Source organism: Planotetraspora sp. A-T 1434, assembly GCF_025420585.1.
Taxonomy (GTDB): domain Bacteria; phylum Actinomycetota; class Actinomycetes; order Streptosporangiales; family Streptosporangiaceae; genus JAOEGB01.
In genome coordinates, this window is record NZ_JAOEGB010000084.1 from 1 (window position 1) to 896 (window position 896).

Here is an 896-nt window from a genome sequence, read left to right on the forward strand (position 1 = left end):
TCCCCCGGCCGTCCACCACCCGGAACGCCTGACCCGACAACGGCACGCCGTACGGAATCGACGTCCAGTGCGCGGGAACCTCGCGCACCTCGAAGACGGAGGAATGGATGGCGGTCTCCGTGGTGCCGCCGAGGGCGATCAGGCGGGCGCCGGGGTCCCGGGCCACGAGCCGTTCGCGCAGGTCGAGGCCGACCCAGTCGCCGCCGAGCAGGGCGATCCTCAGTTTGCCGAGACCCCGGCCGGGGTCGTCCTCGGCGGCGGTGAGGAGCATGTCGAGCAGGGCGGGGACCGTCTGCCACACGGTGACGTCGTGGCGGTGGATGAGGTCGAGCCAGACCTGCGGGTCGCGGCGGCCGTCCTCGTCGATCACCACCACCGCCCCGCCGACCCCCAGCAGGCCGAAAATGTCGAACACCGACAAATCGAAATCCAGCGCCGACACCGCCAAAACCCGATCCCCCGGCCCCACCCCGAACCGCCGGCGCACATCCACGAGCGTGTTCATCGCCGCCCGATGCGCCACCTCCACACCCTTCGGCTCCCCCGTCGACCCCGACGTGAAAATCACATACGCCACCTGCTCATCCGGCACCACCACCGGCCCGCTCAACGGCTCCGCATCCGCCGCAAGCACGGCCTCGTCCACCACACACCGCACCCCCGCCCGCTCAAAGATCCGCTCCCGCCGCAACACCGGCTGATCCACCCCCACCGGCACATACACCGCACCAGCCGCCAACACCCCCAACACGGCCACGACCTGACCCACACCCTTAGGAACACACACCCCCACCGCATCCCCGGCCCCCACACCCCGAGCCGCCAACCACCCCGCCAGCCGCAACGCCCGCGCCCGCAACTCCCCGAACGTCACCCACACCCCATCACCCACCACC

General features: G+C 71.0%; 1 protein-coding gene. It reads right to left on the reverse strand.

Features of this window, described 5'->3' with window-relative positions:
* Positions 1 to 895 (reverse strand): AMP-binding protein (locus tag N5079_RS35050; protein WP_315967909.1); only part of this gene is annotated, 895 nt, incomplete at its 3' end.
* Between the last annotated feature and the right edge of the window lies 1 nt (position 896).